Genomic DNA, 26387 nt, shown 5'->3' with positions numbered 1-26387 from the left:
GAAGAACCTGACATGAACCGCATTGGAACCATCGTGGTGGGCTTTTTGCTCGCCATCGTCCTCGCCGCCTCGACTCTGTACGTGGTCGATCAACGCCAGTTCGCAGTGGTGTACGCATTGGGCGAGATCAAAGAAGTCATCAGTGAGCCCGGTTTGAAGATCAAACTTCCGGCGCCATTGCAGAACGTGGTCATGCTAGACCGACGCATCCAGACCCTGGATAGCCCGGAATCGCGCCCCATTTTTACGGCCGAGAAGAAAAGCCTGGTGATTGACTGGCTGGTCAAATGGCGTGTGACCGAGCCACGCCAGTTCATTCGCAATAATGGTGTGGACATTCGCAATGCGGAAAACCGTCTCGCCCCCATTGTGCAGGCCGCTTTGAACGAAGAAGTCACCAAGCGCACTGTAGGTGCGGTGCTGTCCACTGAGCGTGAAAAAGTGATGCAGGGTGTGATTCGCCGTCTCGCCGACGATGCCAAATCTTTTGGTATCGAGGTGGTCGATGTTCGCATCAAGCGCGTGGATTTCTCCGCCAATATCACCGAGTCGGTGTATCGCCGCATGGAGTCGGAACGCAAGCGCGTTGCAAACGAGCTGCGCTCGCAGGGCGCGGCTGAGAGCGAAAAAATCCGTGCCGATGCAGATCGCCAACGCGAAATCATCGTAGCCGAAGCCTACCGTGATGCCCAGAAACTGAAGGGCGAGGGTGATGCCAAGGCCTCTGCGCTTTACTCCGAATCCTTTGGTCGCGACCCTCAATTCGCTCAGTTTTATCGCAGTCTGGACGCTTACCGTGCGACCTTCCGCAGCAAGAGCGATGTCATGGTTCTCGATCCGAGCAGCGACTTCTTCCGTGTGATGCGCGGAGCGCCGGCCGCATCGTCGGGCAAGAAGTAATCCACCGTCTGGCCGCTTTTCAGCAGCATGAGTCTGTCTGACGCCCTTTGGCTGGCCTGTGGCCTGGTGTTGGTTCTGGAAGGGTTGATGCCGGCCATCAACCCGGCCGCCTGGCGTCGGATGTTTGAGCAACTGCTGCAGTTGCGTGACGAGCAGATTCGCTTTGTCGGTTTGCTCAGCATGGTGGTTGGCCTGCTGACCCTCTGGATTTTTCAGTAACAGGCACCTCATTTCGGCCTGATGTTGCACATTAGGTCGCGCAAGCGGGCCGGACACCGGTAGAATCCCGGTTTTAACCCCCCTCCCGATTCCTATGTCGTCTGCTTGGCTATTGCCAGAGCATATTGCTGACGTCTTGCCCGCTCAGGCGCGACGTGTCGAAGAGTTGCGCCGTGTCTGGTTGGACGTGGCGCGCGGTTATGGCTACGAGCTCGTCATGCCTCCCTTGCTGGAGCATCTGGAGTCCCTGCTATCGGGTACCGGGCACGAGCTAGACCTCAAAACCTTCAAGCTCGTCGATCAACTCAGTGGTCGCACCCTGGGGGTGCGCGCCGATGCCACGCCACAGGTCGCGCGCATTGATGCGCACTTGCTTAACCGAGTGTCCGTCACGCGCTTGTGTTACTGCGGCCCAGTGCTTCACACACGTCCAGACAGTCCTCACGCTTCTCGTGAGCCGCTTCAGTTCGGTGCCGAGATTTATGGCCATGCTGGCCTCGAAGCTGATCTCGAAGTGCAGGAGTTGGCTCTTGAGGGGCTCAAGGCGATTGGCGTTTCGGGCTTGGTTCTCGACCTGTCTGACGTCCGCCTGGTACAGGGTGTCCTGAGCGGTCTGGGTGTCGAGGCGCAATTGTCTGCGTCTCAGCGTGATCAGCTTCTGGGAGCCTTGGCCGCAAAAGATGCAGGTACCCTGCGTGAGTTGGCTCAGCCTTGGGGCAGTGCTGCCGCAACAGCCTTGGTTGCATTGACCCGTCTTTACGGTGGTGACGAGGTTCTGTCGCAGGCTCGCAGCGTGTTGCCCGCGCATCCACTCGTTGACTCGGCCTTGAATGATCTGGCTCTTCTGGCGCAGCGTCTGCGTGCTGCGTTCCCGGAAGTCAGTGTCGGCTTTGATTTGAGTGATCTCAGCGGTTACGCCTACTACAGTGGCGCCCGTTTCGCCGTGTATGGCGCGGGGCACGCGGACGCGTTGCTGCGTGGCGGTCGTTACGACGAGGTCGGTGCCGTTTTCGGACGGCGCAGGCCTGCGGTCGGTTTCAGCCTGGATCTCAAAATTCTGGCTGAGCTGGTTCTGGGGCAGCGGGGTGTTGCCCCTCGTCCTGCGGTGCGCGCGCCTTGGGGGGAAGACCTTGCCTTGCGTCAAGCCGTTCGTCAGCTGCGTCAGCAGGGGCAGACGGTTGTTTGTGTATTGCCTGGCCACGAGCACGAGGTTCAGGAATTTGATTGCGATCGCGAGCTGGCGCTCGTGGATGGACAGTGGGTGGTGCGACCGCTCTGAGGCCGGTCGGATTGACTCAGCATTTGGTAATACAGGATTCAGTCATGCAAAACAGCTCTGTGGGCGTGCGCCCCGCGAACGCAAACTCTGCACGTAATGTCGTGGTGGTAGGCACCCAATGGGGTGACGAAGGCAAAGGTAAGGTCGTTGATTGGCTGACAGACCATGCCGCTGCGGTAGTGCGTTTCCAAGGCGGGCACAACGCAGGCCATACCCTTGTCATCAACGGTAAAAAGACTGCGCTGCAGCTGATTCCATCGGGCATCATGCGCGACGGCGTGGCTTGCTATATCGGCAACGGCGTGGTGGTTGATCCAACTCACCTGTTGTCTGAAATCGAGCGCCTCGAGGCTGCTGGGCTGAATGTGCGCTCACGTCTGTACATCAGCGAGTCCTGCCCCTTGATTTTGCCGTTCCACGTCGAGGTAGATCGTGCGCGTGAAGCTTTGCGCGAGAGCAGTGGCAGTGGCAAGATCGGAACGACAGGCAAAGGCATTGGCCCAGCTTACGAAGACAAGGTTGCACGACGCGCTTTGCGTGTTCAGGATCTGAAGCATCCTGAACGGTTTGCTGCCAAGCTCAAGGAGTTGCTGGCGCTGCACAACTTTGCCCTCGAAGGCTATCTCAAATCTGATGCGTTGGAGTTCCAGCCCATTTTCGATCAAGCCATGAAGGCTGCCGAACAGATTCTGCCAATGCTGGCCGATGTCGGCGTTCGAATTCATGGTCACAACGTGGCGGGTGGCAGCGTTCTGTTCGAAGGTGCTCAGGGCACCTTGCTCGACATTGACCACGGCACCTATCCCTACGTGACCTCCAGCAACTGTGTCGCCGGCAATGCCGCGGCCGGTTCTGGTGTGGGCCCTGACAAGCTGCACTACATCCTCGGTATCACCAAAGCCTACACCACCCGCGTGGGCAGCGGTCCTTTCCCGACCGAGTTGGATTGGGATGTTCCCGGTACAGTCGGCTACCACCTGTCTACCGTTGGTCAGGAGCGTGGTACGGTCACTGGTCGCGCGCGTCGTTGTGGTTGGCTCGATGCGGCTGCGTTGAAGCGCTCCGTCTTGATCAATGGTATTTCCGGTTTGTGCATCACCAAGTTGGACGTCCTTGATGGGCTCAGCGAAATCAAGGTGTGCACTGGCTACATGTTGCGTGGCGAGCGAGTCGACATCCTGCCATTGGATGCAGACGACATCATTGCCTGTGAGCCTATCTACGAAACCTTCCCCGGTTGGGAGGGGACAACCTTCGGTGTGACCGAGTGGGACAAGCTGCCCGCGAATGCTCGGGCTTATCTGGAGCGTGTGCAGGCTTTCATCGGGGCGCCAATTGACATGGTGTCAACCGGTCCGGATCGTGATCACACCATTTTGCTGCGTCACCCCTACAAAGGTTGATCTCGTCTTTCAGCGCGGAGGTTTTTCAATGTTGACAGATGACGGCAAGCATTTGTATGCGTCCTGGGATCAATATCACCGATTGATTGAGCGACTGGCCCTGAACATTTATGAGTCGGGGTGGGAGTTCGATCAGATCCTGTGCTTGGCGCGAGGCGGAATGCGTCCGGGTGATGTGCTGTCACGAATTTTCGATCGGCCGCTGGGCATCATGTCGACCTCATCCTACCGTGATGAGGGCGGTACGCTGCAAGGGCGCCTCGATATGGCCAAGTACATCACCATGCCGAAAGGTGAGTTGGCGGGCCGAGTCTTGTTGGTTGATGACCTGGCAGATTCCGGGGTCACGCTCCGCGCTGTAGTGGATCGACTGCGCAGCATGCCTGCGATTGTTGAGTTGCGCTCCGCTGTTATCTGGGTCAAAGGGGTGTCGAGCTACACGCCTGACTATTTTGTGGAAACCTTGCCCACCAGTCCCTGGATCCATCAGCCATTTGAGGAGTACGACAACCTCAGGCCGGATGCCTTGCTCAAAAAGCATCAGACGATGTGATGGATTGGCGCTTCCCTTTTCAGGGGGGGGGCGGAAGTGACGAGTCAGCACGAGTGAAGCCCGCTCGTCTGGCTCTTTTTTTTTTGGTGCTCTTGCTTGAGAGGGCGCTCAACACAAATGAAGCGGAAATGAAAAAGCCGACCAATGGAAATTGGTCGGCTTTTCAATTGGTGCCCAGGAGAGGACTCGAACCTCCACGGAGTTACCCGCTAGTACCTGAAACTAGTGCGTCTACCAATTCCGCCACCTGGGCAGGTACTTGTTTAACAGTTGTTGCTAACTGCTGAAGCTGAAAGTATAGCGTATTTTTTGTGGGTGAGTCAAGTGCTGTGGTGTTTTTGCGTGTCGGCGATGGGTGTGGTGTTTGTGCATCACGTGTTGCCGAGTTCCCGTTTGGTTTCGCGAGAAGGTTCTGTGGGGCTGCCTCTTGCGGTACTCTGAGACAGGCGGCCCCAGTAGGGTTGCAGGCCGGGCGCGAGTGTCCGGTTGCATTTCGAAATCAGTCTGTAGTCTGGCTGCTGGGGCGCCTTTAGGAGTGTGCAAAGTGTTGCGTACAGCAATGCATCAAATCGCCGTCAGAAAAGACAAAAGCCGCATGATGAGAACATCATGCGGCTTGAATCTGGTGCCCAGGAGAGGACTCGAACCTCCACGGAGTTACCCGCTAGTACCTGAAACTAGTGCGTCTACCAATTCCGCCACCTGGGCATTCATCTGTTGCGACAAGATTTAATTCGTGTCTCAACAGCGAAGAATGAAATTCTAGCATCAAAATAAAGCCCATGACAAGTCCCAAGCAATTTTCTGTGAGTCTCATGAGTGAACTGATCGGTCAGGTGCAAGGGCACCGCGACGGTCATGGCTTTGTCCAGTCGGACGACGGCGAGGTGTCTTTGTATCTTGCGCCGCAAGAGATGCGTTCGGTCATGCACCGAGATCGCGTCAAGGTGAGAGTGGTCCGGTTCGATCGGAAGGGGCGTCCAGAGGGGCAGGTGCTGGAAATTGTCGAGCGCAGAAAGGTGCCCATCATCGGTCGCTTGCTGCATGAGGGGGGGGTGTGGCTTGTCGCTCCTGAGGATCGCCGTTACGGCAGGGACATCCTGATTCCTGCCAAGGCGACCGGCAAGGCCGAGCCTGGGCAGGTTGTATCGGTTGAGTTGACCGAGGAGCCTTCGTTGGTTGCGCAGCCGGTCGGTCGGGTGGTCGAGGTGTTGGGGGGCATCGACGATCCTGGGATGGAGATCGAGATCGCTGTGCGCAAGTACGAGGTGCCGCATCAATTTCGGGATGATGTGTTGGCTCAGGCTGCCAAGTTGCCGGAAAAAATTCGCCCAGCCGATCGGCGTCATCGCATTGACCTCACCGATGTCCCCTTGGTGACGATTGATGGTGAGGATGCTCGTGACTTTGATGATGCGGTTTATTGCGAGCCGGCCAAGCTTGGGCGTTCAAAGGTGCCCAACGCTTGGCGGCTGCTGGTCGCCATTGCGGATGTCAGTCATTATGTGAAGCCCGGGGAGCCGCTGGATCGCGATGCGTATGAGCGGGCAACGTCGGTGTACTTCCCGCGTCGTGTGATTCCGATGTTGCCGGAAAAACTGTCCAATGGTTTGTGTTCTTTGAACCCGGAAGTCGATCGGCTGTCGATGGTTTGCGACATGCTGATCACTGCAGAGGGGCAGATTCATGCCTATCAGTTTTATCCGGCAGTGATTTGCTCGCACGCTCGTTTCACCTACACCGAGGTTGCTGCAATTTTGGCCAACACCAAGGGGCCGGAGGCGCTTCGGAGGGCGGAACTGGTGCCGCACCTGCTGCATCTGCATGAGGTCTATCGGGTCTTGCTCAAGGCCCGTGGTGGACGTGGTGCGGTGGATTTCGATACGACCGAAACTCAAATTGTCTGCGATGACAACGGGCGCATCGCCAAGATCGTGCCGCGCGTTCGGACGGAGGCGCATCGACTGATCGAGGAGGCCATGCTGGCAGCCAACGTTTGCTCGGCGGATTTCATTGAGCGCGCCAAGCATCCTTCCCTGTATCGGGTGCACGAAGGGCCGACGCCTGAAAAGCGCGCGCTGTTGAAGAATTATTTGAAAGCTTTGGGCTTGGGTTTGGGGTTGAGCGACGAGCCGACTCCCAGTGAGTTTCAGGCTCTGGCCGAGGCGACCAAGGATCGTGCTGACGCCACCCAGATTCACACCATGCTGTTGCGTTCGATGCAGCAGGCCATATACACCCCCGTCAACAGTGGGCACTTCGGGTTGGCGTATGAGGCCTACACGCACTTCACCAGCCCTATTCGGCGCTATCCGGACTTGCTGGTGCATCGGGTGATCAAGGCGTTGTTGGGGGCGGGGCGCTATGACTTGGTTTTGCCTCCGGTGCAGCACTCGGTCGGCAGTGTCAAGAAAAAGCCGGGGTCCGCCTCCAGGGGCTTACCTGATGCGCCAAAGCCCAAGTCGAAGCTCAAACTATCGCCTCAAGAGGCTGCGGCCTGGGAAACTGTTGGTATTCACTGCAGTGCCAATGAGCGACGCGCTGATGAAGCATCGAGAGATGTTGAGGCCTGGCTCAAGTGCATGTTCATGCGGGAGCGCTTGGGTGATGAGTATTCGGGTACGGTCAGTGCTGTCACCAGCTTCGGTTTGTTTGTCTTGCTTGATGGGTTGTTTGTAGAGGGCTTGATTCACATCACCGAGTTGGGTGGGGAGTACTTCAAATTTGACGAGGCCCGACAGGAGTTGCGGGGCGAGCGCACTGGTGTTCGCTATGGGGTGGGGGCTCGAGTTCGTGTTCAGGTCAGTCGAGTTGATTTGGATACGCGCAAGATCGATTTTCGAGTGGTGAAAGAGGCCGGGGATGCCGTCCCTGGTGCGGCGCCGGGCCGGAAGCGTCGTGGCGAGTCGGCTGTCGCTGAATTGATGGAGGTTCAGTCCAGGGATCGGGCGGTCAAGCGCGCAGCCAAGGACTCGGCTCGAGGTAAGGGTGGTGATTCGGGGCGAGGGGGCTCTGGTGGTGGCTTCGGGGGGAAGAAATCGGCGGCCAAAAAGGCACCAAGAGCTCGACGTTAAGTCGAGCGACGGAATCGTGCTAGAATTCGAGAGTTTTCCCGAAATGGTTCGGAAAAACTTTTGAAACCGCGAAGCCGGCAATCCAAGGTGTTTTGGCCTTCTGAGGGTTTCCTCAGGTCAAGATCGCTGTCGGCTTCTAGATCCAACCTCTGGAGCACTACATGTCTGTGTCCATGCGCGAAATGCTGGAAGCCGGTGTCCACTTCGGTCACCAAACCCGCTTCTGGAACCCCAAGATGGCCCCGTATATCTTCGGCCATCGCAACAAGATTCACATCATCAACCTCGAAAAGACGCAACCTGCGTTCGAAGAGGCTCTGAAGTTCATCAAGCAACTGTCTGCTCGTCGTGGCACCGTCATGATGATTGGCACCAAGCGCCAAGCTCGCGACATCATCGCCGAAGAAGCTGGCCGCGCTGGCGTTCCCTTCGTGAACCAGCGTTGGTTGGGTGGCATGCTCACCAACTTCAAGACCGTCAAGGGTTCCCTGAAGAAGTTGAAGGACATGCAAGCTCAGACCGAGGCCGGTCTGGACAACATGAAAAAGAAGGAAGGCTTGCTGTTCCAACGCGAACTGGCCAAGCTGGAAAAAGACATCGGCGGCATCCAGGACATGAACACCCTGCCTGACGCTCTGTTCGTGATCGACGTTGGCTATCACAAGATTGCCATCGCCGAAGCCAAGAAGCTGGGCATTCCCGTCATCGGCGTGGTTGACACCAACCACTCGCCCGAAGGCATCGACTACGTGATCCCCGGTAACGACGACTCCTCCAAGGCCGTGGCTCTGTACGCCAAGGCTGTGGCTGACGCCGTCCTGGAAGGTAAGGCCAACGCTGTCAACGAAGTGGTGCAAGCCGCTGCCGCTGACGACGAGTTCGTTGAAGTCAACGACGCTGCCTGATCGGCCTGAACCTGGCACGAAGGGGCTGATTTCAGCCCCTTTTTTTCAGACAATTTTCTATGGCAGCGAGATGACGCTGCCGATGAATCAAACGGAGAATTCAAATGGCTGCTATTACCGCCAGCATGGTCGCCGACCTGCGCGCCAAGACTGATGCACCCATGATGGAGTGCAAGAAAGCCCTGACCGAAGCCGATGGCGACATGGCCAAGGCTGAAGAGATTCTGCGTGTCAAGCTGGGTAGCAAGGCTTCGAAGGCTGCTTCCCGCGTGACCGCCGAGGGTGTGGTGTCCGCATCTGTTGATGGTGCCACCGGCGCCTTGGTTGAAATCAACTGCGAAACCGACTTCGTTTCCAAGAATGAGTCTTTCCTGGCTTTCACCAAGTCGGTTGCCGAGTTGGTCGCCAAGAACAACCCCGCTGACGTGGCCGCGATCGGTGAACTGCCGCTGTCGCAAGACGGTTTCGGTCCTACCGTGGAAGAAGTGCGTAAGGGCTTGATCGGCAAGATCGGTGAGAACATGTCCATCCGCCGCTTCAAGCGTTACAGCGGTGGTGGCAACTTGGCCGCTTACCTGCACGGCGCTCGCATCGGTGTGGTTGTTGAGTTCGACGGCGACGCGACTGCTGCCAAGGACGTCGCCATGCACATTGCCGCCATGAAGCCTGTGGCGCTGTCTTCGGCTGAAGTGCCTGCCGCCCTGATCGAAACTGAGCGCAGCGTGGCTACCGCCAAGGCTGCCGAGTCTGGCAAGCCTGCCGACATCGCAGCCAAGATGATCGAAGGCTCCATTCAGAAGTATCTGAAGGAAGTCTCGCTGCTGAACCAGGTCTTCGTGAAGGCTGCCGACGGCAAGCAAACCGTGGAGCAGTACCTGAAGTCGGCCAACACGACTGTCAAGTCGTTCACCATGTTCGTGGTGGGCGAGGGCATCGAGAAGAAGCAAGACGACTTCGCTGCTGAAGTGGCCGCTACGATGGCTGCAGCCAAGGGCCAATAAGCCTGAAGCAAGCAAAGGGGGCCTGGAGCCCCCTTTTGCTATGCGCCGTGATTTCGGTGCGACCGGAGGGGAACCTTCCGGTGAATTTGTATCTATAACAAAACTGGCCTGGAAGTTGCGCTAATCTTTAAGGCTGGTTGATAAGTCAGTGAACAAGGACGTTTGCATGCCCGCCTATAAGCGAATCCTCCTGAAACTCTCCGGTGAAGCCTTGATGGGCGATGACGCATACGGTATTAACCGTGCAACCATCGTTCGCATGGTCAAGGAAATTCAGGAAGTCACGAACCTCGGATGTGAAGTTGCCGTGGTGATCGGTGGTGGCAACATTTTCCGCGGCGTGGCGGGCGGATCGGTTGGCATGGACCGCGCAACGGCTGATTACATGGGCATGTTGGCCACAGTGATGAACTCGTTGGCGTTGGCCGATACCATGCGTCAGGAGGGCATGACAGCTCGTGTCATGTCGGCCATCAGTATCGATCAAGTGGTCGAACCTTATGTGCGTCCCAAGGCCTTGCAGTACCTCGAAGAGGGCAAGGTGGTGGTGTTCGCAGCAGGCACGGGGAACCCGTTTTTCACGACCGATACCGCAGCGGCATTGCGTGGCGCAGAAATTGGCGCAGAAGTCATGTTGAAGGCGACCAAGGTTGATGGCGTCTATACCGCTGATCCCAAGAAGGACCCCTCGGCCACACGCTACAGCTCCATCACATTCGATGAGGCGTTGATCAAGAACCTGCAGGTTCTTGACGCGACCGCTTTTGCTTTGTGCCGCGATCAGAATCTGCCGCTGAAAGTGTTCTCCATCTTCAAGCCCGGTGCGCTCAAGCGCGTGGTGATGGGTGAGGATGAAGGGACGCTGGTTCACGTTTGAGCCAGGATGTCCGAAGGATTTTGGAGTCAAAAATGAGCATTGCAGATATCAAGAAAAATTCTGAACAGAAGATGCAGAAGTCGGTTGATTCGTTCAAAAACGAATTGGCCAAGATTCGCACCGGCCGCGCTCACCCTGGCATCCTCGATCAGGTGGAGGTGGAGTACTACGGTTCGATGGTGCCTATCAGTCAGGTCGCCAACGTGACCTTGCTTGATGCACGCACTATCAGTGTTCAGCCCTGGGAAAAGGGGTTGGGCCCGAAGATTGAAAAGGCCATTCGCGAATCTGATTTGGGTTTGAACCCGTCGGCCCAAGGCGATCTGATTCGCGTGCCGATGCCTCCTCTGACTGAGGAGCGCCGCAAGGATCTGACCAAGGTGGTCAAGAGCGCTGGCGAAGATGCCAAGGTTGCAGTGCGTAACCTGCGTCGCGATGCGAACGAGCAAGCCAAGAAGCTCCAGAAGGACAAGCTCATCACGGAAGATGACGAGCGTCGTTCTCAGGATGAGATCCAGAAGCTGACTGACAAGACGATTGCAGAAATCGACAAGCTCATTCAGGGCAAGGAAGCGGAGATCATGGCGGTCTGACGGTCGCTTTGTCTTAAACTTCCATGCAGTCCGAGGCGGTGTGACCGCCTCGATTCATTTCAAGCGGGGCGTAGTCGCTCCGTCTCTCCGGGTCGTCGCATTCATGAGCGCCACGCCTTCTTCAGATTCTTCAATACCGCGTCACGTTGCCATCGTCATGGATGGCAATGGTCGGTGGGCCAGCAAGCGTTTCATGCCGCGGGGGGTGGGCCACAAGGCCGGGGTCGACTCTCTGGTCAATGTCGTACGCGCCTGCGTCGATCGTGGAATTCCTTACCTGACGGTGTTTGCGTTTTCCTCGGAAAACTGGAAGCGCCCAGAGGAAGAGGTTTCTGGCTTGATGAATCTGTTGATCGTGGCGCTGTCCAAGCACCTGATCAAGCTCAAGAGCGACGGCGTCCGCATTCGTGTTGTGGGTGATTCTGCTCAGGTGTCGGACAAGGTGCGTCAGGCCCTGGATGATGCCGAGCGTGCAACCGAGCACAACAGCAAACTGGTGTTGACGGTGGCCTTCAATTACGGCGGTCGTTGGGACATTGTTCAAGCTTGCCGCAAAGCGATGGAGGCCGGTCTGGAGCCAGCCGATCTCAGCGAGGCTGCTTTGTCGAAGTACATGGCCATGGCCTATGCCCCTGATCCCGATTTGTTCATTCGCACGGGTGGCGAGGTGCGCTTGTCGAATTTTCTGCTTTGGCAGAGCGCTTACGCCGAATTGGTCTTCACCGAATGTCTTTGGCCAGACTTTGACGCGGCTGAACTGGATCGCGCCTTGGCCGAGTACGCCCGACGTGAACGTCGCTTTGGCGGTGTGACGGCGGATCAGAGCAACACACGCGAGGAGGCCTGATATGTTGTGGCAGCGTGTGGTAACGGCATTGATTTTGTTTGGCGCGTTTGTGGGCACCTTGTCTGTGCAAGCCATTTGGCCCTTCGCTGCGCTCACCTTGGTGCTGATTGGTGCCGCCGGCTGGGAGTGGTCGCGCTTGTGTGGTCGAGAAGGGGCGATTCAGTGGGTGATCGGTGTGGCCGCGGTGTTGCTTGGCGGCGCGCTGGCCCAGTTCATGGGTGTGGAAGGGCTGGGGCATGGCCTGTTTCCGACGCAAGTCACAGTACCGCATGTGCATTCGATCGGGCACGCCTTGGTCGGTTTTTCGGTTTCGCCGCAGATTTGGTGGGGCGCTTTGTTGATTTGGGTTTGCGGTGGCGCGTGGGCCTTGAAGTTCGGTCAGACCTCGTGGCGGACTTTGCCCGTGTCTTTGCGTCAGGTCATGGGGGTGGCGTTGCTCGCTGTGGCCTGGTTGGCCATGGCAGAAGGCCGCGGGCATGGCGTCAACTTTTTGTTGTCCATGCTGTTTCTGGTCTGGGCTGCCGACGTAGGAGCCTATTTTGGAGGTCGAGCCTTCGGTCGCCGCAAGCTGGCGCCGAGCATCAGTCCTGGCAAGAGTTGGGAAGGGGTGTGGTCTGGCTTCGCAACGGTAGTGCTCGTCGCGTTGATCTGGATCTGGGTGGATCAGTCCTTGTCGGTTGATTCCCCCAGCATGTACAGCCATTTGCTGCAAGGGCTGGGGCCCATCGGGATGGCCGTGGCGTTGATGTTCCTGACTTGCATGAGTGTGGTGGGAGACTTGTTCGAGTCATTGATCAAGCGGCAGGCAGGGGTGAAAGACAGTAGCCAGTTGTTGCCCGGGCACGGTGGTGTGCTGGACCGCATTGATGCCTTGTTGCCCGTGCTGCCCATTGAAATGGCGTTGATGTCTCTCTGTCATGGCTAATTCTGCTTGTGCTGGTCGCCAGCAAATCTGTGTTCTGGGCGCAACCGGTTCGATCGGTTCGAATACGCTTGATGTCTTGGCCCGGCACCCAGACCGCTTTGAGGTTTTTGCGCTGACAGGCGCCTCGCGCGTTGCGGAGCTATCTGCCTTGTGTCAGCAGTGGAAGCCTCGCTTCGCGGTCATGCCCGATGCGGCCTTGGCCGCGCAATTGCGTCAACAAGTCAAGGCAGCAGGTTTGCGCACAGAAGTGCTGGAGGGTGAGCAGGCCTTGTCTGATGTCGCCACGCATCCTGACGTTGACATGGTCATGGCGTCGATCGTGGGTGCGGCGGGGCTGGCGCCATGCCTGGCTGCGGCCAAGGCCGGCAAGCGCTTGTTGTTGGCCAACAAGGAAGCCATTGTCGTTGGAGGCCAGTTGTTCATCGATGCGGTGAAGATGGGTGGAGCCACGCTTTTGCCAATCGACAGCGAACATTCGGCGATCTTTCAGTGCCTGCCGGAAGAGCGTGCTACCTGGCTGGATCGGATCGATCACATCGTATTGACGGCGTCAGGTGGACCTTTTCGGGAGCGCGATCCACAGACCTTCCGCGAGATCACGCCAGAACAGGCGTGCGCTCATCCGAATTGGGTGATGGGCCGCAAGATTTCGGTTGATTCGGCCACCATGATGAACAAGGCGCTCGAGGTGATCGAGGCCAAGTGGCTGTTCGGTCTGAAGCCCTCGCAAGTCAAGGTGGTGATACACCCCCAAAGCATCATCCATTCGATGGTGGTGTGCCGAGATCGTTCGGTACTCGCGCAAATGGGCACACCCGATATGCGAGTCCCGATTGCGTACGGTTTGTCGTGGCCACAACGAATTGAGTCCGGTGCAGATTTGCTGGACTTTTCCACTCTGAAGGCGTTGACCTTCGAAACGCCAGACGCCCGTCGCTACCCCGGCTTGCAATTGGCCTGGGAGACCCTTGAGGGGCCAGAGGGCAGTACCTGCGTGCTCAATGCCGCCAACGAAGTGGCGGTTGAAGCTTTTCTGGCGCGACAGATCCGGTTTGATCAAATTCACGCCGTGAACGCCGAGACCCTGTCTGTGTGTTTGCCTCAAGCCCGCAGCACAGCAAGTGTGGAGGGTTTGTTGGAATTGGATGCCAGCGCGCGCCGTGCCGCGCGTACGATTGCAGCCAATCTGGCTGTCTGAACGGAGAAAGCATGGCCACCACGTTTCTGGCATTTTTGGTGACGATTGGCGTTCTGGTCGTGATTCACGAATATGGGCATTACCGAGCCGCGGTGGCCTGTGGGGTGAAGGTTCTGCGTTTTTCTGTGGGTTTCGGTCGCGTGCTGTGGTCTCGCCAGAAAGGCGAGACTGAGTTTGTTGTGTGTGCCTTGCCCTTTGGTGGTTACGTCAAGATGCTTGACGAGCGCGAAGGTGTGGTGGACGCCGCGGAGGCCCATCGCGCCTTCAATCGGAAGTCTCTGGCGCAGCGCGCATTCGTGGTTGCTGCTGGCCCGATCGCGAACCTGCTTCTGGCTGTGGCTCTGTACGCCGGGGTGAACTGGTCGGGTGTTGATGAACTGCGTCCGTGGATGGCGCAGCCCAAGGTGGGCAGCCTCGCTGAGCGTGCAGGCCTGCGCGCGCAGGACGACATCGTTGCAATCAAGGCTTCTGACGATGACGCATGGCAGCCCTTGCGATCGATGGCCGATTTGCAATGGCACATCACCCGCGTTGCATTGAGTGCTCAGGCGTTGGAGCTTCAGGTTCAGACGCGCCGTCCCGATGGCAGCGTCGGGTCAGGTGTTCGACATTTGTCTTTGCCTTTGCAGGAAATCCCTGTGTCCGATGTTGACTCGCGTTTGCTGGAGCGTGTCGGGCTAAATGGTCCTTATGCCGAGCCGCTGATCGACGAGGTGGTGCCTGGCGGTCCGGCTGCTCAGGCAGGCTTGTTGAAGGGGGATCGCGTTTTGCGTGTGGATGGCCGGGTGCCTGCTGACGCGACCCAGTTGCGTCAGTGGATTCGCGCCAGCTCGGTCGATGGGCGAATTCAGTCCCTGACGATGGAGGTCGAACGTGCGGGCCAAGTCCGAGAAGTGGTTGTGACTCCCGTTTTCAAGGAGGTCCAAGGCCAGCAAGTGCCTCGCATTGAAGCCGCTTTGGGGGCTATGCCGGCCATGGTCACGGTTCAGTACGGGCCGCTAGAAGGCCTGACTCGCGCCTTGACGCATACCTGGGATGTTTCTCGCCTGAGCCTTGAAATGCTGGGCAAGATGGTCATTGGTCAAGCGTCGATCAAGAATCTCAGTGGTCCGATCACGATTGCCGATTACGCCGGTAAGTCGGCAGAGATGGGGTGGGTGGCTTACCTCGGTTTCCTGGCGCTGGTCAGTGTCAGCTTGGGGGTGTTGAACTTGTTGCCTCTGCCGGTCCTCGATGGCGGACACCTCATGTATTATCTTTTCGAAGCGGTGACAGGCCGACCAGTCTCAGATCTGTGGCTGGAGCGGTTGCAGCGTGGTGGCGTGGCCATCATGCTGGCCATGATGTCGCTGGCTATTTACAACGATCTGGCGCGGCTGCTGGGCGCGCACTAAGCATTGCATGCATATTCCTTCCAAGACAGTGTCTCGGCTTAAGCCGACCTTTGCGGCTGCGATGTTCGCAGTCCTGTGTCAGACGTCGGCATGGGCGGTCGAACCTTTTGTTGTCAAGGACATCCGGGTCGAGGGTTTGCAGCGGGCCGATGCGGGCACCGTGTTTGCAGCCCTGCCGTTCCGCGTGGGCGACACCTACACCGACGACAAAGGCGCTGCTAGTTTGCGCTCTCTTTTCGCTACGGGCCTATTCAAGGATGTGCGCATCCAGATTGAAGGCAATGTGGCTGTGGTGGTGGTCGAAGAGCGTCCCGTCATTTCACGTGTCGAGTTCGTGGGCACCAAGGAATTCGACAAGGATGCACTTGTCAAGTCGCTCAAGGACGTGGGCATTGGCGAAGGCCAGCCCTTCGACCGCGCATTGGCCGATCGAGCCGAGCAGGAGTTGAAGCGTCAGTACCTGTCGCGCAGCCTCTACGGTGTCGAGATTGTCACCACGATTACCCCGACTGAGCGTAACCGCGTGAACGTGACCTTTACCGTCACCGAAGGCGATGTAACCAAGATCCGCAGCATCCGCATTACCGGCAATCAGGCCTTCTCAGAAAGCACGCTGCTGTCGCAGATGGACCTGACCACTGGCGGTTGGCTCACCTGGTACACCAAGTCTGATCAGTACGCGCGCTCCAAGCTCAACGCCGATCTGGAAACGCTGAAGTCGTACTACCTGAATCGGGGCTACCTCGAGTTCAAGGTTGAGTCGACCCAGGTTTCGATTTCGCCAGACAAGCAAGATATTTCGATTGCCATCAATGTGGCGGAGGGCCCCAAGTACACCGTGACCGGTGTGCGCCTGGAAGGTGAGTACCTCGGCAAAGACGAGGCGTTCCGTAACCTGGTGACCATCAAGCCGGGCGAGGCCTATCGCGCAGACGATGTCGCGTCGACCATCAAAGCATTCACGGATCGGTTTGCCGCTTTTGGTTATGCCTTTGCCAAGGTTGATTTGCGCCCTGAAATTGATCGTGAAAAGGGCCAGGTCGTTGCCGTGCTGGTGGCGCAACCACAGCGTCGTGTTTACGTTCGGCGTATCAACGTGGCGGGCAACTCGCGTACGCGTGACGAGGTCATTCGTCGGGAGTTCCGCCAATTCGAGTCGGCTTGGTACGATGGCCAGAAGATCAAGCTGTCGCGTGACCGTGTCGACCGCCTGGGCTACTTCAAGCAAGTCAACGTGGAAACGTCTGAAGTGCCTGGCACGCAGGATTTGGTCGACCTGACCGTGACGGTGGAAGAAAAGCCGACTGGCAACCTGATGGTGGGGGCCGGTTTCTCGACCGCTGAGAAGCTGACCCTGACAGCGTCGATCAAGCAAGACAATGTTTTCGGCACCGGTAATTACCTGGGGCTGGAAGTCAACACCAGTCGCTACAACCGAACTGTGGTGGTCAGCACGGTGGACCCGTATTTCACCGACGATGGCATTTCCCGCTCGTTCGACGTGTTTTATCGCACCTCGCGCCCCCTGAGCACCCAGGGGGGGGACTACCAGATCGTGACCCCTGGCGGCGCAGTGCGTTTTGGTGTGCCGTTCACGGAATTCGACACGGTGTTTTTCGGCCTGGGGGCGGAGCAGACCGCTATCAAGGGTAATTTAGGTCTGCCCGTGAGCTACAAGGTTCACCGCGAGTTGTTTGGTGAGCGCAGCCTGTCTGTGCCGCTGACCGTGGGTTGGGCACGCGATGCGCGTGACAGTGTGATCGCGCCCACCCAGGGCCGTTACCAACGCTTGAATCTCGAAATCGGCGTGGCCGGTGACACACGCTATCTGCGCAGCGACTACCAGTTCCAGCAGTTTTTCCCTCTGACCAACCGCCTTACGATCGGCTTGAACACGGAACTGGGCTACGGCACTGGCCTGTCGGGCAAGCCCTATCCGGTGTTCAAGAACTTCTATGGCGGTGGCTTGGGCACGGTGCGAGGCTTCGAGCAAAACTCTCTGGGCCCGGCTGACATCGAGGGGGCCTACATCGGTGGCGCGCGCCGCTTCAATATCAACACTGAGTTCTATGTGCCGTTCCCCGGGGCGGGCAACGACCGGACCCTGCGTATGTTCGCCTATGCTGACGCAGGGAATGTCTGGGGGGAGCAGCAAACCGTCAAGCTGGCCGACCTGCGCGCCTCGGTGGGGGTGGGGGTTAGCTGGATCTCGCCGGTGGGGCCGCTGAAATTGAGTTACGGCAAGCCGATTCGCAGTTTCGACCAAGATAAAATTCAAAAACTTCAGTTCCAGATCGGTACCGCGTTTTGACCATGAAAATGATCACCAAGGCCCTGGCGGCCACTTGCCTCGTGTTGGGTTCGATGGGCGTTCAGGCTCAAGAACTCAAGATTGGCTACGTCAATTTGGACAAGGTACTGCGTGACGCGTCGCCTGCCAAGGCGGCACAAGCCAAGCTGGAGTCCGAGTTTGGCCGTCGAGAAAAGGATCTGGTCGAGCTGGAGCAGCGCTTGAAGTCCGCTTCGGACAAGTTCGAGAAAGATGCGTTGACGCTCAGCGAGAGTGAGCGCAATCGCCGCCAGCGTGATCTGGTCGAACAAGATCGTGAACTGCAGCGCAAGCGTCGCGAGTTCCAAGAGGACCTGAATCAGCGAAAGAACGAAGAACTTTCCACGGTTCTGGATCGTGCCAATCGCGTCGTGAAGCAGATTTTCGAGCAAGACAAGTACGACCTGATCTTGCAAGAGGCTGTGTTTGTGGCCCCGCGCATCGACATCACTGAAAAAGTCATTCGTGCGTTGAATTCAGGGTCGGTGAAGTGATTCAGCAGGCTGTTCCCGTTACCCAGATCGTCGCCGATCTGGGCGGGGAGTTGATTGGGGCGACAGACACCGTCGTCTCCCGGATCGCACCGCTGGATGCTCCGAATGAACCGGGTTTCATCGCCTTCCTCAGCAACCCGAAATACCGTGCGCAACTGGCAACGACGCAAGCTCAATGCGTGATCGTTCACAGCAGTTTGCGTGAAGAGGCGGCGGTTCGCCCGTCCGCCATTCTCACAGACGACCCCTACCTGTACTTCGCATATCTCACGCAATGGTGGGCTGCTCGTTTTCGTCCGAAAGCGCCGCAAGGGGTGCACCCCAGCGCGGTCGTAGATCCAACCGCGCACATTGAACCGGATGTGACCATAGGCCCGCTGGCCGTGGTGGAGGCCGGTGCTCGCTTGGAGGCGGGGGCCGTGGTTGGGCCTCATTGCGTGGTCGGGGCTCGGGCAACTATTGGCGCGCAAACGCGTCTGGCAGCCCACGTCACCGTGGGCTATGACTGCCACATTGGCGCGCGCTGTATCCTCCACAGTGGGGTTGTCATTGGTGCCGATGGCTTTGGCTTTGCGCCCTCAAAAGGGCAGTGGATCAAGATCGAGCAGTTGGGCGCGGTCCGCATTGGTAACGATGTCGAAATCGGTGCGAATACTTGCGTGGATCGCGGTGCTCTGGATGACACCATCATCGGCGTCGGGGTCAAGCTCGACAACCTGATCCAGATCGGACACAACGTTCAGATTGGTGACCACTCCGCCATGGCTGGCTGTGTCGGTGTGGCCGGCAGCACCCGCATCGGTTCGGGTTGCACAGTGGGTGGCGCAGCCATGGTGCTGGGGCATCTCACTTTGGCTGATGGCGTGCATATTTCGGCCGCCACGGTGGTTTCCAGTTCTATTCACAAGCCGGGGCAGTACACGGGCTTTTTCCCATTGGACGATAACGCGTCCTGGGAGAAGAACGCTGCCACGCTTCGGCATCTGCACGCATTGCGTGATCGCATCCGTGCATTGGAAAAGCAAAACAAATGAAGATGGACATCTACAAGATTCTCGAAAAGCTGCCGCACCGTTATCCCTTCCTGTTGGTGGATCGCGTGCTCGAGATCGAAGACAACGTGCAGATCAAGGCCGTCAAGAACGTGTCCATCAATGAGCCCTTTTTTCAGGGCCATTTCCCGAAGCGTCCGGTCATGCCGGGCGTGCTGATGCTTGAGGCCTTGGCCCAGGCCGCTGCCTTGCTGGTTTTTTCGTCTCAAGGGACCACCGTGGAAGACGACTCTGTCGTGTACTTCGTGGGCATTGATGGCGCACGCTTCAAGCGTCCCGTGGAGCCTGGTGACCAGTTGGTGCTCGACGTGAAGGTTGATCGGGTGAAGGCCGGCATCTATAAGTTCATCGCCCAGGCCTTTGTGGATGGCGATCTGGCTGTGGAAGCCCAGTTGATGTGCACCAAGCGCAAGGTGGCTTGAGATCAACATGGCAAAGATTCACCCAACCGCGATTGTTGATCCGCAGGCACAACTGGCTGACGATGTCATCGTGGGCGCCTACACCCTAATTGGGCCCAACGTGCGCGTTGGCGCAGGTACCGAAATCGGGCCTCACTGCGTGATTGAGGGGCACACCACCATCGGCGTCGACAACCGCATTTTTCAGTTTGCTTCGCTGGGTGCTGACCCACAAGACAAGAAGTACAAGGGCGAGCCGACTCAGTTGATCATTGGCGATCGCAACACCATTCGCGAGTTCACCACCTTCAATACCGGCACTGTGCAGGATAAGGGCTATACCCGTATCGGCAACGATAACTGGATCATGGCTTATGTGCACGTGGCGCACGACTGCGTCATTGGCGACCACAACACGATTGCCAACTCGGTTCAGTTCGCGGGACACGTGGAAGTGGGTAACCGCACGTTGATCGGCGGCATCAGCGGGATTCACCAATTCGTGCGCATTGGCGACTACGCCATGCTGGGATTCCAGACGCGTCTGTCGCAAGATTTGCCGCCGTTTGTCATGGCCGCAGGTAACCCTGCCGAAGCACAAAGCGCCCACCAGGAGGGGCCACGTCGCCAGGGGTATTCGAATGAACGTCTGGCCACGCTCAAGCAGATGTATCGCTTGCTGTATCGCAAGGGCCTGACGCTCGATGCGGCTCGTGCCGAGATCGAGGCTTTGCGCGGTCAGTTGCCCGAAGCAGATCCTGACATCGACAACATGGTGACCTTCTTGTCGAAGGCCGCTCGCGGTATTGTTCGCTGAGCATGTCTGAGCAACTGAACGTGGCCATGGTGGCCGGCGAGACCTCAGGGGACTTGCTGGCCGGCTTGCTTCTGGGCGGGCTGAAGGCTCGCTGGCCCGACCTTCATTCTCATGGCATTGGTGGCCCCAAGATGGCGGCACACGGTTTCGAGGCCTGGTGGCCGTATGAGAAGCTGGCGGTGCACGGGTTCAACATGGAAGTGTTGCGTCGCTTCCGTGAGATCTGGGGGATTCGCCGCGAGTTGGGTGACCGCTTGCTGGCGCAGCGCCCCGACGTGTTTGTGGGCGTCGATGCGCCTGATTTCAACCTTGGGTTGGAGTCGCGCCTGAAAGAAGCCGGAATCAAGACGGTTCACTTTGTCAGCCCGTCGATCTGGGCTTGGCGAGGGGGGCGTATCAACAAGATTCATCGATCGGCTGACCACATTCTGTGCCTGTTTCCTTTTGAGCCCGAGCTGTATCACGCTAAGGGCATTGCTGCCACTTATGTAGGACACCCGTTAGCCGACGCGATTCCCATGGACGTGCCGCGTGCAGCCGCCCGCCAACGCCTGGGCTTGACGGAGGCGGCTCAGGTGGTGGCCGTGTTACCGGGCAGCCGTCGAGGCGAGATTCAGCACATCGCCCCTGCATTCTTGCAAGCTGTGGCCTTGCTGGCACGTCAGCGACCCGAGCTGAAGTTCGTGTTGCCAGTCGTGCCAGGGTTGCGTCAGATGATCGAGCCCATGGTGGCTCAATGGGCGCCCGATGCGCCGTTGATGGTGCTGGATGGGCAGTCGCACGACGCTTTGGCCGCATGTGATGTGACCTTGATTGCCAGTGGCACGGCCACGCTGGAAGCGGCCCTGTTCAAACGCCCCATGGTGATCAGCTACAAGATCAGTGGTCTGAGTTGGCAGATCATGAAGCGCATGGGCTATCTGCCTTGGGTGGGCTTGCCCAACATCTTGCTGCGCGATTTCGTTGTGCCTGAGCGCTTGCAGCATGATGCAACCCCTGAGCAACTCGCGACCGATGTGCTCGCCTGGCTGGATCAGCCAGCCAGGGCCCAGGCCGTGGTTCAACGCTTTACCGAACTTCACCACGTCTTGCGCTGCAATACCGCGCAGGCCGCTACCGATGCCATCGCCCAAGTCATCGAAGGCCGCTAAGGCTTCGACAGAGCCCGAACAACTCGACCTGCTTTTCCGTCCAGTGACCGGCCTGGTTGCTGGGGTGGACGAGGCGGGGCGTGGCCCGCTCGCTGGTCCGGTGGTGGCGGCGGCGGTCATTCTGGATGAGTTGCAGCCGATCGAAGGTTTGGCCGACTCGAAAAAGCTGTCAGCCAGACAGCGCGAACGCTTGTATGACGAGATTCGTGCCAAGGCCCTGTGCTGTTGCATTGCCGAGGCCTCGGTGGAAGAAATCGACGAGATCAACATTCTTCAGGCGACCATGCTGGCGATGCGTCGAGCGGTCGAGGGGCTGCGTCTGAAGCCCTCTTTGGTGCAGGTCGACGGTAATCGGTTGCCCGTGCTGAAGGTGCCGGCAGAAGCGATTGTCAAAGGCGATGCCAAGGTGGCGGCGATTTCTGCTGCGTCGATTCTGGCGAAGGTGCACCGCGATCGCTTGTGCGACGAGCTGCACCAGGCTTATCCTCAATACGGATTTGACGGCCATAAAGGCTACCCGACCGCTGACCACGTTGCCGCACTCAAGCAGCATGGCGTGACACCCGCGCACCGACGTAGTTTTGGCCCGGTCAAGGTGGTTCTGGGTTTGGCACCCGACCCCACGCTGGTTCAGCTACGCGCTCGCCGTGGTTGAAGGCGGTTTTCACGAACGTGAGTCACGATGTCTCAAGCAACCCTCGTCACCTCGCGTGACAACCCCTTGATCCAGCGCTTGCGCAAGCTGAGCCAGGACCCCACGGCTTATCGCAAGTTGGGCGAAATCTGGCTGGAAGGGGATCATCTATGCTCTGCGGCTTTGGTGCGAAAGGTCGCCGTGGCGACGGCCGTGATCGCAGATGTCGCCTGGCTGGGTGAGGGGGGGCAGGGGGCGTCGCACGATCCCGAAGCGGTGCGGCTGAGCGAGTTGGCTCGGCAGGCCCGAAAGATCGTGGCGGTGCCCCAGGCGCTGTGGAGCGGGTTCACCGGACTGGAATCACCTGCGCGAATCGGATTCCTGGTGTCTCTGGACGCATTGGCTGGTGACGCTGGTGGGCGGATGGCCGTTCAACCCGGTTTGCGCACAGTGGTACTGGACCGCCTTCAGGATGCCGGCAATGTGGGCAGCATTTTGCGTAGCGCCTCGGCCTTGGGGGTGCAGCAAGTGGTCGCCCTCAAGGGCACGGCGGCCTTGTGGTCGCAGAAGGTGTTGCGGGCGGGCATGGGGGCACATTTCGCCCTGAATCTGGTGGAGCAGTTCGAACCAGAGGCCTTGAGTGAGCTGGCGGTGCCCTTGATCGCGACGAGCTCTCATGCTGACTTTTCGCTCCACCAAGCGCCTTTGCCTGATCCTTGTGCCTGGGTGATGGGGCATGAGGGGCAGGGGGTATTGGCCTCAGTGATGGCGCAGTGCCAGTACACCGTGTCGATTCCCCAGCCGGGAGGCGAGGAGTCCTTGAATGTGGCGGCCGCCGCGGCTGTGGTTCTTTACGAATCCCTGCGCAGGCGGCTGTGAGCCGGCCTGTGATGCTCGGGTGTGCGCAGGCGGGTGGAAAGCCCTAGAATATTTTCATCGGGCCCTAGGCCCGCAATGTGGATGGAGTGTCAATGGATCGTTCCTTGAAACCGTTGGATGTGGTGTACGGCTCGGCAATTGGCGTGGACCGCCAACGTGTGCTGCGCAATACCTATGCCTTGTTGGCTTTGTCGATGGTGCCCACCGTGTTGGGAGCATGGCTTGGCTTGAGCGTGGGTTTCAGCTTCTTTGCGGGCAGTCCTCTGATTGCAGTTGGGCTGTTCCTGGCGATCTCGTTCGGGTTCTTTTTTGGAATTGAAAAGTTCAAGAACTCTGGCGTGGGCGTTTTGCTTTTGCTGGGCTTCACCTTTTTCATGGGTTTGATGTTGTCGCGCCTGCTTGGCGTGGCCTTGCACCTGTCGAACGGGGCACAACTGATTACCTTGGCGTTTGGTGGCACGGGCCTGGTGTTCGTCGCCATGGCCGCTTGGGCGCAGGCCACCAAGCGTGATGTGTCCAGTATGGGCAAATGGTTGATGGTGGGCGCTGTGGTGATCCTGGTCGCCGCCGTTGCCAACATCTGGCTGCAAATGCCTGCTTTGCACCTGGCCATCTCGGCCATGGCCGTGTTGGTGTTCTCGGCGTTCATCATGTATGACCTCAAGCAGATCATCGATGGTGGGGAAACGAACTACGTTACCGCGACCTTGGCGATCTACTTGGATGTGTACAACGTATTCAGTTCGCTGCTGCAGTTGCTGATGGCGTTTGCTGGTGGGGATCGTGAGTGACCCGGAGCGCGGCGCGGCTTGATTTGCGCGCAGCAAGCCAGATTGAAAACGGGGCCAGTTGGGCCCCGTTTTTTATTGGGTTGAAATCTCTGAGGCTAGCCCCACCTGCTGTGAGCGGCTGAAAGGCCTTGAGTAATGGCCGAATGAATGGCCACCGCTTTAGCTGGAAATGGGTTGGCAAACCGTTGTAGGAGATTTCAGCATGACAACTAGCAGCCTGGAGTTGGTCTGTCCACATTGTGGCGCCATCAACCGAGTGCCTCAGGCGCGCTTGGGAGACGATCCGGCCTGCGGCAAGTGTGGGCAAGCTGTCTTGCCGCGCGCGCCGGTCAACTTGACGTCTTCGACCATGGATCGGTTCGTCAGCCGCAATCAGCTACCGGTGTTGGTGGACTTCTGGGCGCCCTGGTGCGGGCCTTGCCGCATGTTTGCGCCCATTTTCGAGCAGCAAGCTGCTTTGTTTTCCACCCGAGTTCGTTTTGCCAAAGTGAATACCGAGGTTGAGCAGGCTTTGGGCTCTCGCTATGCCATTCGCAGTATTCCCACTTTGGCCCTTTTCCATCATGGGCGAGAGATCGACCGAATCTCAGGCGCGCTGTCAGGCCCGCAGTTGCAGGCCTGGCTGGGGCGCCAGGGAGTTTGACGCATCAGTATTGGTCACCTTCACCAATATAGGTGCCAGGAGCCAGATTTTCGAAGCGCGTATTCGACTTCAGGAAGGCCAGGTGCACGCTGCCCACCGGGCCGTTACGCTGCTTACCGATGATGATCTCTGCCGTGCCCGGAACCTTTGATTCCTTGTTGTAGTACTCGTCACGATAAATGAACATGATGACGTCAGCATCCTGCTCAATGGCGCCCGATTCGCGAAGGTCGGACATCATGGGGCGCTTGTCTGGGCGTGTTTCCACAGAGCGGTTGAGCTGAGACAGCGCGATCACTGGGCATTGCAGTTCTTTGGCCAGCGCTTTCAGGCCCCGGGAAATTTCGCCAATCACGGTGGCTCGGTTTTCCTCGTTACCGCCTGAGCCGCTCATCAGTTGCAGGTAGTCGACGATGATCAGACCCAATGTGCCGCCAAATTGGCGCGCCAGTCGGCGGGCGCGGGCGCGCAGCTCGTTGGGCGACAGGCCTGGCGTTTCGTCAATGAACACGTTGGCGGTGCGCAGCTTTTCAACGGTTTCGCTCAGCCGGCTCCATTCGTCGTCGGTCAGTCGGCCGGTACGCAGGTTCTGTTGGTTGATGCGGCCAATCGAGCCGACCATCCGCAAGGCCAACTGAGAAGCGCCCATTTCCATTGAGAACACAGCAACCGGAAGCCCTTCATTGACGGCCACGTTTTCGCCGATGTTCAGAGCGAAGGCCGTCTTACCCATGGAGGGGCGAGCCGCCAGAATGATCAGGTCGCCTTTTTGGAGGCCGGCCGTCATCTTGTCCATGTCGATGAAGCCGGTACGCACGCCCGTCACGTCTTCTGCGCCGTTGTCGGCCAGTTCCTGAACCCGGTCGAGCAAGTCCACGACCAGCCCGTCCATGGCGAAGAAGCCTTGCTTGTTCTTGCTGCCTTCTTCGCCGATCTTCATGATCTTGGCTTCGGCTTCGTCCAGGATGTCGGAAACCGTTTTGCCCTGGGGATTGAAGGCGTTGGTGGCAATTTCGTCGCTGGCTGTGACGAGTTTGCGCAGCACCGCACGCTCACGAACGATTTCGGCGTAGCGGCGGATGTTGGCAGCACTCGGCATCGATTGCGCCAACGAGTTCAGATAAGCCAGCCCCCCGACATCGCTGGCCTTGCCCAGCGTTTGGAGTTGTTCGAACACCGTGATGACGTCAGCTGGCTTGGATGCGTTGATCAACTGCCGGATGGCGGTGTAAATGAGCTGGTGTTCGTGTCGGTAGAAGTCGGAGTCCACCAGCAAGTCAGCGGCTCGATCCCATGCAGAGTTGTCGAGCAGCAGGCCGCCCAGCACGCTCTGTTCGGCCTCGATCGAGTGGGGGGGGACACGCAGTTTGGCAACTTCGTCGTTGCTGCTGGTCGAGGAGGAAAAAGGGGAGGGGAAAACGGCAGACATGCGTCAATGATAAGAGCAGCCGCCATCAGGCCCTGTGGACAACTCTGTGAGTTTCCGTGGGAAATCCTGGGGACTTGCGTGGACAACTTCAAAAAAAAAGCCGACCAGCAGGTCGGCTTTGCGGTGTGGTGAAAAGCCGATTACTCGGATTCGCCAACCACAGCGATGGTGACGTCGACCACCACGTCGGTGTGCAGGGACACAGACACGGGGTGTTCGCCGACGGTCTTCAGAGGACCGTTAGGCAGACGCACTTGTTGCTTGGCCACTTCGAAGCCAGCAGCCTTCAGGCCTTCGGCGATGTCGAAGTTGGTGACCGAACCGAACAGGCGACCGTCCACGCCAGCCTTTTGGCTGATGGTGATGGTCTTGCCGTTGATCTTCTCGCCCAGGGCTTGAGCGGCGGCCAGCTTCTCGGCTTGAGCCTTTTCCAGCTCGGCGCGGCGAGCTTCGAACTCGGCCACAGCCTTTTCGGTGGCGCGACGAGCGCGGCCGGAAGGGATCAGGAAGTTACGAGCGTAACCGTCCTTCACGCGGACGACGTCACCCAGGTTACCCAGGTTGGCGACTTTTTCGAGCAGGATGATTTGCATGTCGTG

The 26387-nt window shown here is 58.4% G+C and carries 26 protein-coding genes and 2 tRNA genes; 24 read left to right on the top strand and 4 right to left on the bottom strand.

The window, feature by feature from the left end; all coding sequences use genetic code 11:
• The first annotated feature begins 12 nt into the window (after positions 1 to 12).
• The 5 genes from hflC (at position 13) to VFW72_RS12410 (ending at position 4354) form a co-directional block, all read left to right on the top strand.
• Positions 13 to 900 carry a protease modulator HflC gene (gene hflC / locus VFW72_RS12430; protein WP_329674613.1) on the top strand — a complete coding sequence of 296 codons (888 nt, stop codon included), beginning with the start codon at positions 13 to 15 and terminating at the stop codon, positions 898 to 900.
• A 27-nt stretch (positions 901 to 927) separates the two neighbouring features.
• The gene (locus VFW72_RS12425) at positions 928 to 1119 is read left to right on the top strand and encodes a DUF2065 domain-containing protein (RefSeq protein WP_329674612.1); all 192 of its coding nucleotides are present in this window, start codon (positions 928 to 930) and stop codon (positions 1117 to 1119) included.
• Positions 1120 to 1213: 94 nt separating this feature from the next.
• The gene (locus VFW72_RS12420; protein WP_329674611.1) at positions 1214 to 2398 is read left to right on the top strand and encodes an ATP phosphoribosyltransferase regulatory subunit; all 1185 of its coding nucleotides are present in this window, start codon (positions 1214 to 1216) and stop codon (positions 2396 to 2398) included.
• Positions 2399 to 2442: 44 nt separating this feature from the next.
• Positions 2443 to 3801, top strand: coding sequence for an adenylosuccinate synthase (locus VFW72_RS12415; RefSeq protein WP_329674610.1), 1359 nt, complete (start codon positions 2443 to 2445; stop codon positions 3799 to 3801).
• Positions 3802 to 3829: 28 nt separating this feature from the next.
• On the top strand, positions 3830 to 4354 hold the full coding sequence (locus VFW72_RS12410) for a phosphoribosyltransferase (RefSeq protein ID WP_329674609.1): 525 nt from the start codon (positions 3830 to 3832) through the stop codon (positions 4352 to 4354).
• A gap of 168 nt (positions 4355 to 4522) precedes the next feature.
• Here VFW72_RS12410 and VFW72_RS12405 read toward each other — a convergent pair.
• A tRNA-Leu gene (locus VFW72_RS12405) sits at positions 4523 to 4607 on the bottom strand.
• A 370-nt stretch (positions 4608 to 4977) separates the two neighbouring features.
• Positions 4978 to 5062: transfer RNA gene (locus VFW72_RS12400), tRNA-Leu, on the bottom strand.
• Between the two features lie 107 nt (positions 5063 to 5169).
• On the opposite strand from VFW72_RS12400, the gene rnr reads away from it, so the two are divergent.
• The 19 genes from rnr to trxC all read left to right on the top strand — a co-directional run bounded on the left by rnr (position 5170) and on the right by trxC (position 24359).
• Positions 5170 to 7428 (top strand): ribonuclease R, encoded by a 2259-nt coding sequence (gene rnr / locus VFW72_RS12395; protein WP_329674608.1) that lies wholly within the window; start codon positions 5170 to 5172, stop codon positions 7426 to 7428.
• A 161-nt stretch (positions 7429 to 7589) separates the two neighbouring features.
• Complete coding sequence (gene rpsB / locus VFW72_RS12390; RefSeq protein WP_329674607.1) at positions 7590 to 8333, top strand: 30S ribosomal protein S2; 744 nt, start codon at positions 7590 to 7592, stop codon at positions 8331 to 8333.
• A 104-nt stretch (positions 8334 to 8437) separates the two neighbouring features.
• Positions 8438 to 9334 (top strand): translation elongation factor Ts, encoded by an 897-nt coding sequence (gene tsf, locus VFW72_RS12385; protein ID WP_329674606.1) that lies wholly within the window; start codon positions 8438 to 8440, stop codon positions 9332 to 9334.
• A 166-nt stretch (positions 9335 to 9500) separates the two neighbouring features.
• Complete coding sequence (gene pyrH, locus VFW72_RS12380) at positions 9501 to 10211, top strand: UMP kinase (protein WP_329674605.1); 711 nt, start codon at positions 9501 to 9503, stop codon at positions 10209 to 10211.
• A gap of 32 nt (positions 10212 to 10243) precedes the next feature.
• Positions 10244 to 10804, top strand: a complete 561-nt coding sequence (gene frr / locus VFW72_RS12375; protein WP_329674604.1) for a ribosome recycling factor — start codon at positions 10244 to 10246, stop codon at positions 10802 to 10804.
• 103 nt (positions 10805 to 10907) lie between these two features.
• A complete protein-coding gene (gene uppS, locus VFW72_RS12370) occupies positions 10908 to 11651 on the top strand; it encodes a polyprenyl diphosphate synthase (protein WP_329674603.1) in 744 nt (247 codons plus the stop codon).
• A 1-nt stretch (position 11652) separates the two neighbouring features.
• Entirely contained in the window at positions 11653 to 12576 is a 924-nt protein-coding gene (locus tag VFW72_RS12365; protein ID WP_329674602.1) for a phosphatidate cytidylyltransferase, read from the top strand.
• Positions 12569 to 13774: a 1-deoxy-D-xylulose-5-phosphate reductoisomerase gene (gene ispC / locus VFW72_RS12360; protein WP_329674601.1), complete on the top strand. Its 1206-nt coding sequence runs from the start codon at positions 12569 to 12571 to the stop codon at positions 13772 to 13774. Before VFW72_RS12365 ends, ispC begins: the two co-directional genes overlap by 8 nt.
• Before the next feature lie 11 nt (positions 13775 to 13785).
• A complete protein-coding gene (gene rseP / locus VFW72_RS12355) occupies positions 13786 to 15168 on the top strand; it encodes an RIP metalloprotease RseP (protein ID WP_329674600.1) in 1383 nt (460 codons plus the stop codon).
• 7 nt (positions 15169 to 15175) lie between these two features.
• Positions 15176 to 17479 (top strand): outer membrane protein assembly factor BamA, encoded by a 2304-nt coding sequence (gene bamA / locus VFW72_RS12350; protein WP_414638799.1) that lies wholly within the window; start codon positions 15176 to 15178, stop codon positions 17477 to 17479.
• A gap of 2 nt (positions 17480 to 17481) precedes the next feature.
• Positions 17482 to 17991, top strand: a complete 510-nt coding sequence (locus VFW72_RS12345) for an OmpH family outer membrane protein (protein ID WP_329674598.1) — start codon at positions 17482 to 17484, stop codon at positions 17989 to 17991.
• The gene (gene lpxD / locus VFW72_RS12340; protein ID WP_414638798.1) at positions 17988 to 19025 is read left to right on the top strand and encodes a UDP-3-O-(3-hydroxymyristoyl)glucosamine N-acyltransferase; all 1038 of its coding nucleotides are present in this window, start codon (positions 17988 to 17990) and stop codon (positions 19023 to 19025) included. The genes VFW72_RS12345 and lpxD overlap by 4 nt, the downstream gene beginning before the upstream one ends.
• 2 nt (positions 19026 to 19027) lie before the next feature.
• Entirely contained in the window at positions 19028 to 19465 is a 438-nt protein-coding gene (gene fabZ, locus VFW72_RS12335; RefSeq protein WP_329674723.1) for a 3-hydroxyacyl-ACP dehydratase FabZ, read from the top strand.
• Positions 19466 to 19472: 7 nt separating this feature from the next.
• The gene (gene lpxA, locus VFW72_RS12330) at positions 19473 to 20261 is read left to right on the top strand and encodes an acyl-ACP--UDP-N-acetylglucosamine O-acyltransferase (protein ID WP_329674597.1); all 789 of its coding nucleotides are present in this window, start codon (positions 19473 to 19475) and stop codon (positions 20259 to 20261) included.
• A gap of 2 nt (positions 20262 to 20263) precedes the next feature.
• Positions 20264 to 21412, top strand: coding sequence for a lipid-A-disaccharide synthase (gene lpxB / locus VFW72_RS12325; RefSeq protein ID WP_329674596.1), 1149 nt, complete (start codon positions 20264 to 20266; stop codon positions 21410 to 21412).
• A complete protein-coding gene (gene rnhB / locus VFW72_RS12320) occupies positions 21381 to 22067 on the top strand; it encodes a ribonuclease HII (protein WP_329674595.1) in 687 nt (228 codons plus the stop codon). Before lpxB ends, rnhB begins: the two co-directional genes overlap by 32 nt.
• Positions 22068 to 22094: 27 nt before the next feature.
• Positions 22095 to 22925 carry an RNA methyltransferase gene (locus tag VFW72_RS12315; RefSeq protein WP_329674594.1) on the top strand — a complete coding sequence of 277 codons (831 nt, stop codon included), beginning with the start codon at positions 22095 to 22097 and terminating at the stop codon, positions 22923 to 22925.
• Between the two features lie 92 nt (positions 22926 to 23017).
• Positions 23018 to 23716, top strand: a complete 699-nt coding sequence (locus VFW72_RS12310) for a Bax inhibitor-1/YccA family protein (RefSeq protein WP_329674593.1) — start codon at positions 23018 to 23020, stop codon at positions 23714 to 23716.
• A 202-nt stretch (positions 23717 to 23918) separates the two neighbouring features.
• Positions 23919 to 24359: a thioredoxin TrxC gene (gene trxC / locus VFW72_RS12305; protein ID WP_329674592.1), complete on the top strand. Its 441-nt coding sequence runs from the start codon at positions 23919 to 23921 to the stop codon at positions 24357 to 24359.
• Positions 24360 to 24363: 4 nt separating this feature from the next.
• On the opposite strand, the gene dnaB is transcribed toward trxC, so the two are convergent.
• Together dnaB and rplI are read right to left on the bottom strand one after the other, a co-directional pair.
• Positions 24364 to 25788, bottom strand: coding sequence for a replicative DNA helicase (gene dnaB / locus VFW72_RS12300; protein ID WP_329674591.1), 1425 nt, complete (start codon positions 25786 to 25788; stop codon positions 24364 to 24366).
• Positions 25789 to 25928: 140 nt separating this feature from the next.
• Positions 25929 to 26381, bottom strand: coding sequence for a 50S ribosomal protein L9 (gene rplI, locus VFW72_RS12295; protein WP_329674590.1), 453 nt, complete (start codon positions 26379 to 26381; stop codon positions 25929 to 25931).
• Positions 26382 to 26387 lie beyond the last annotated feature (6 nt).

It is taken from the genome of Aquabacterium sp. (assembly GCF_036273115.1).
Classification (GTDB): domain Bacteria; phylum Pseudomonadota; class Gammaproteobacteria; order Burkholderiales; family Burkholderiaceae_C; genus Aquabacterium.
The sequence above is the reverse complement of the archived record's forward strand: the minus strand, read 5'-3'. Positions and strand labels throughout refer to the sequence as shown.